The sequence below is a fragment of the Rhizobacter sp. P3_C12 genome, assembly GCF_056402735.1.
In genome coordinates this window covers 1-5,404 of the sequence record NZ_JBFUGW010000354.1, presented here as the reverse complement: position 1 = coordinate 5,404, position 5,404 = coordinate 1, and the positions used below count along the sequence as shown (strand labels likewise).

The window sequence follows — 5,404 nt, the reverse complement described above, 5'->3', positions numbered from 1 at the left end:
CAGCTGCTGCAGCGGCAGCCGCCTTCGCGGCTTCCTCGGCAGCGGCCTTCGCGGCGGCTTCGGCGGCTTCACGTGCGCGGGCCTCGGCGGCCTCGCGTTCGCGGGCTTCCTGTTCCTCGCGCTGGCGGCGCTTCTCGGCCAGCTCTTCTTCCTGGCGGCGCAGCAGCTCGGCCTGGGCCTGGGCCTCGACCTCGCGGCGCTGCAGTTCGGCGTCGTCGACGACCGGCGCTGCCGGCTCCTCGGACGGCGCCGATTCGTCGCGCTTGACGAAGGTGCGCTTCTTGCGCACCTCGACCTGGATCGTGCGCGCCTTGCCGCTCGAATCGGCCTGCTTGATCTCGCTGGTCGACTTGCGGGTCAGCGTGATCTTCTTGCGCTCGCCCCCGCCCGTGCCATGGGCCGTGCGGAGGTAATCAAGCAGTCGCTCCTTGTCGGACTCGGTCAGCGCGTCGTCGCTCGACGCCTTGACGACGCCGGCCGACTGGAGCTGCTCGAGCAGCGCGGCTGCCGGGCGATTGAGCTCGGCAGCCAACTGGGCGACGGTGGTCACAGCCATTGTGAATATCCTTGCTTGGTACTTGCAGTGCGGCGTTCGATCGGGCGTTGGGGCATCAGGTCGTTCAATGTCAGGTCGTGAACCAATGTTCGCGTGCCTTCATGATCAGTTCCTTGGCCTTGTCTTCGTCGATGCCGGCAATTTCGGTCAGTTCGTCGACCGCGAGGTCGGCGAGGTCGTCGCGCGTGTTGATCCCGCTTTCGGTCAGCTTCGGGATCAGGGCCGCATCCAGCCCCTCGAGATCGCGCAGGTTCTGCGACACGTCTTCCATTTTCTCTTCGCGGGCGATCTCCATCGTCAGCAAAGCGTCTTTGGCCCGCGTGCGCAGCTCGTTGACGGTGTCTTCGTCGAAGCCCTCGATCTCGAGCATTTCCTGCATCGGGACGTAGGCCACTTCTTCCAGGCTGCTGAAGCCTTCGGCGATCAGGATGTCGGCCACTTCGGCGTCGACGTCGAGCTTGTCGACGAACAGCTTGCGAACGCTGTCGGACTCCTCGTTCTGCTTCGCCTGCGATTCCTCGGCCGTCATGATGTTGATGCGCCAGCCGGTCATCTCGGAGGCCAGGCGCACGTTCTGGCCGCCGCGGCCGATCGCGATCGCGAGGTTCTCCTCGTCGACGACGACGTCCATCGCGTGGCGTTCTTCATCGACGACGATCGACTGCACGTTGGCAGGCGCCAGCGCGCCGATCACGAACTGCGCCGGGTCCTCGGACCACAGCACGATGTCGACGCGTTCGCCGGCGAGTTCATTGGTGACCGCATTGACGCGCGAACCGCGCACGCCGACGCAGGTGCCGATCGGGTCGACCCGCTTGTCGTGCGAGATCACGGCGATCTTGGCGCGCGAACCGGGGTCGCGGGCGCAGGACTTGATCTCCAGCAGGCCCTGCTCGATCTCGGGCACTTCCTGGGCGAACAGCTCGATCATGAAACCGGGCGCGCTGCGCGACAGCACGATCTGCGGACCGCGCAGCGTGGCGTCGACCTCGGCGATGAAGGCGCGCACGCGGTCGCCGGAACGCAGGTTCTCCTTCGGGATCATCTCGCTGCGCTTCAGTCGCCCTTCGACCCGGCCGGATTCGACGATCACGTCGCCCTTGTCGAGGCGCTTGACGGTGCCGACGAAGATCTTCTCGCCGCGCGACAGGAAATCATTGAGCAGCTGCTCGCGCTCGGCGTCGCGGATCTTCTGCAGGATGACCTGCTTGGCCGCCTGGGCGCCGATGCGGCCGATCGACACGGATTCGACCGGCTCCTCGATGTAGTCGTCGACCTCGATGTCGTCGATCTGCTCGAGCGCCTCGAACAGCAGGATCTCGGAATCGGGCAACTGCAGGCCGGCCTCGTTGGGCACCACGTGCCAGCGGCGGAAGGTCTCGTATTCGCCGCTGTCGCGGTCGACGGTGACGCGCATGTCGACCTCGCCGCCGTGCAGCTTCTTGCTGGCAGAGGCCAGTGCAGCCTCGACCGCGCCGAACACGACTTCGCGATCCACGCTCTTCTCGCGCGAGATGGCATCGACCAGCATCAAGAGTTCACGATTCATTATTACGATCTCCGTCAACATCTTCGGCCTGGACGTCGGCTCCGTCAGGCACAGCAGCCGGCTGCGCAAAGCGCCGGCCCTTGAAATCGAGGACAGGCACCAGATGGGCCTCCCGCACTTCCTCGAACGAAAAATCCAGGGCCTGGTCGACCTTGCCGTCGTTGAACACCAGGCGCCACTGCTCTCCCAGGGCCTCCAGCACGCCACGGAATTTCTTGCGGCCCTGGAACGGCACCTTCAGCGTCAGCTCGATTTCCGAGCCGGCGAAGCGCTGGTAATCGGCAGGCTTGTTCAGCGGCCGGTCCAGCCCCGGCGACGACACTTCCAGGCGCTCGTAGGCGCAACCCTCGACCTCCAGCACGTGCTGCAGCTGGCGGGTCACTTTCTCGCAATCCTCGACGACGATGAACTCGCCATTCGGATCATTCTGCAGGCGGTCGATGAAGACACGCAGCAAACCCTTGGGGCTGCGCTCGCAACTCACGAGGTCGTAACCCAGCCCGGTCACGGTGCGTTCAACAACGGCTTGCCAATTCATCCAGCGAGTGTCTTCAGAGGTTATGAAAATGTGAAGAAGCAAAAAAAATGGGCTGGAAGAATCCGCCCATGCAGTTTTCTTGCGAAAGACGCATTGTATCCCGGTGGAGGACTACCCGGCAAGGGTTGTGAGTGTCAAGCGCGAGTGCGTGCCAGAATGAGCACCCCCTTTTGATGACACCAGACTGGAGACTCCATGGGATTCCTGGCCGGCAAGCGCTTCCTGATCACCGGCGTTCTGTCCAACCGCTCGATCGCCTACGGCATTGCACGCGCCTGCCGGCGCGAAGGTGCCGAACTGGCCTTCAGCTACGTCGGCGAACGCTTCCGGGACCGCGTGGCCGAGTTCGCCGCCGAATTCGACTCCACGCTGTTGTTCGATTGCGATGTCGCGAGCGACGAGCAGATCGACGCGATGTTCAACCAGCTCGGCGAAACCTGGCCGCAATTCGACGGCTTCGTCCATTCGATCGGTTTCGCCCCGCGCGAGGCGATTGCCGGCGAATTCCTCGACGGCCTGTCGCGCGAATCCTTCCGCATCGCCCACGATATCTCCAGCTACAGCTTCCCGGCGATGGCCAAGGCAGCCGCCTCGCGCCTGTCGCCGAAGGCCGCCCTGCTCACCCTGAGCTATCTGGGGGCGGTTCGCAGCGTTCCCAACTACAACACGATGGGCCTGGCCAAGGCATCGCTCGAGGCCTCGGTGCGCTACCTGGCGTCCGGCCTCGGCCCGAAGGGCGTGCGGGTCAACGGCATCTCGGCCGGTCCGATCAAGACGCTGGCGGCCTCGGGCATCAAGGGCTTCGGCAGGATCCTCGACGTGGTCGAGCAGAACGCGCCGCTGCGCCGCAACGTGACGATCGACGACGTGGGCAACGTCGCGGCCTTCCTGCTGTCCGACCTGGCGGCCGGCGTCACGTCGGAAATCACCTATGTCGACGCCGGCTTCAGCCACGCGATGGGGGGCATCGCGAAAGAAGCCTGAGCCTACAGATCGTCCAGCGCCCGCAAGGCCCCGAGCAGGGCCGGCGAGGTGCTGGCCTGCACGACGAAGGTCGGCATCGCCTGCAGGTAGTCGCGGAACCGCCCCTTCGCGACGAAGCGCTCGCGGAAGGTCGACCGGTCGATCCGGTCGCCCAGGCGCGGCACGATGCCGCCGCCGATGTACATCCCGCCGCGCGTGCCCAGCGACAGCGCCAGGTTGCCGGCCACGCTGCCCAGCAGCGCGAAGAACATGTCCAGCGCCTCGACGCAGTGCGCATCGCTCGCGGCCACCGCACGCTCGCTGACCTCGGCCGCGCTCAGCGGCTGCGCGTTCGCGCGGTCGACCTGGCACAGCGCTTCATAGAGGCTCACCAACCCCGGCCCCGACAACGCCCGCTCGGCCGACGCATGGCCGTAGCGCTGACGCAACGCCGCGATCACCGCGTCCTCGCGCGGCGTCGCGCCGCCGAGCGACACATGGCCGCCCTCGCCGTTCAGCGGCACCACCCGGTCGCTGCCCGGCACCCGCAGCAGGCCTGACACACCGAGCCCGGTGCCGGCACCGATCAGGCCGACCGGCGCCCCCTCGACCACCGCCCCGCCGCCCACCTGCCGCAACTCGGCAGGCTTCAGCGACGGCAGCGACAGCGCGAGCGCCGTGAAGTCGTTGATCAGCAGCAAGCGCTCGAGCCCCAGCTGCTGGCGCACCGCCTCGATCGAGAACGACCAGTGGTGGTTGGTCATCTGCACCTGGTCGCCGACGATCGGGTTGGCGATGCCGATCGCGCACCAGCGCGGTCGCACCGTCGGCGAATGCGCTTGCAGGTAGTGCGCCATCGCGTCCTGCAGCGTCGGGTGATCGGCGGCCGGCAGCGTGTCGATGGACGTCAGCTCGGCGCCCGGCGCCAGCTGCAGCGCGAAGCGCGCGTTCGTCCCACCGACATCGCCCACCCACCGCGGAAATGAATCTGCCTGCATGTCAACGTTCTCTCGTTCGAGTCACCGCAGGCAAACCCTGTGGCAACGATCCCCGCCGCAGCGCGACCATCCGCACGCGACCTCCCCGGCGCCGTAGCGCCCCCCCTCGGCCATGCGGCCCGGCGTGCAATGCACCCGAACCGCGCCCGCCTTTGTAGCCAAACTACTTTTCATGATAGCCAAGCCGGCCGGAAAGTATCGACGGCCGGGCATTCGGGACTTCCCTGATAGGTGTGGTTATTGTGAGAAACGACGGGAAAACCCGCGTTTACCGGCTGTAGTCGGATTACTAGAGTCAACCTTGACAAAACATTACAGCCAGTGATGTAGCCGTGCTACTCGCTGGACACAAGGAAGACAACGCAAGTTTCCAGCCATTCAGGGCGAACTGCGAACCGCTCGCCGCCCACTCCGTTTCCCCCAACCGCTGCAGCAATGGGTCCCCCCAGACCGAGCGCTCGGCACATTTCAAAGCAAAACCTCTGAGGAGTCAGTAGATGAAGAGTCAGTTCAAGCTCGCGACCATTGCCGCCGCGATGGGTCTGTTGGGCGCCACCTCTGCACAAGCCGTCGATTGGGGCGGCTACTTCCGCACCGGCCCGGGCGCGGCGAAGAAGGACGATGCCCGTGCGTGCTACGGCCTGAGCGGCGCGGGCATGAAGTACCGGCTCGGCAACGAGTGCGACTTCTACGGCGAGTTCCTGCTGAGCCAGGGTTTCAAGTCGGACGGCGTGGAATACAAGGCCGCGCTGATGACGAACCTGTACAACGGTGACTCGAGCGACACCGGTGCGGCGTCG

General features: G+C 65.7%; 6 protein-coding genes. 2 read left to right on the top strand and 4 right to left on the bottom strand.

From position 1 onward, the window contains the following. The 3 genes from AC1DXV_RS30795 to rimP form a co-directional block, all read right to left on the bottom strand. The coding region (locus tag AC1DXV_RS30795) for a translation initiation factor IF-2 associated domain-containing protein (protein ID WP_477937257.1) at nucleotides 1-556 on the bottom strand (556 nt) is incomplete at its 3' end. Nucleotides 557-626: 70 nt separating this feature from the next. Next, on the bottom strand, nucleotides 627-2,105 hold the full coding sequence (gene nusA, locus AC1DXV_RS30790) for a transcription termination factor NusA (RefSeq protein ID WP_477937258.1): 1,479 nt from the start codon (nucleotides 2,103-2,105) through the stop codon (nucleotides 627-629). Further along, nucleotides 2,095-2,643, bottom strand: coding sequence for a ribosome maturation factor RimP (rimP, locus tag AC1DXV_RS30785; protein ID WP_047512530.1), 549 nt, complete (start codon nucleotides 2,641-2,643; stop codon nucleotides 2,095-2,097). The genes nusA and rimP overlap by 11 nt, the downstream gene beginning before the upstream one ends. A 195-nt stretch (nucleotides 2,644-2,838) precedes the next feature. Here rimP and fabI point away from each other — a divergent pair, with 195 nt between their 5' ends. After that, nucleotides 2,839-3,627 carry an enoyl-ACP reductase FabI gene (fabI, locus tag AC1DXV_RS30780; protein ID WP_477869347.1) on the top strand — a complete coding sequence of 263 codons (789 nt, stop codon included), beginning with the start codon at nucleotides 2,839-2,841 and terminating at the stop codon, nucleotides 3,625-3,627. Between the two features lie 2 nt (nucleotides 3,628-3,629). On the opposite strand, the gene AC1DXV_RS30775 is transcribed toward fabI, so the two are convergent. Further along, on the bottom strand, nucleotides 3,630-4,604 hold the full coding sequence (locus AC1DXV_RS30775) for a glucokinase (RefSeq protein WP_477869345.1): 975 nt from the start codon (nucleotides 4,602-4,604) through the stop codon (nucleotides 3,630-3,632). Between the two features lie 497 nt (nucleotides 4,605-5,101). Here AC1DXV_RS30775 and AC1DXV_RS30770 point away from each other — a divergent pair. Further along, nucleotides 5,102-5,404 (top strand): carbohydrate porin (locus AC1DXV_RS30770; RefSeq protein WP_477937255.1); only part of this gene is annotated, 303 nt, incomplete at its 3' end.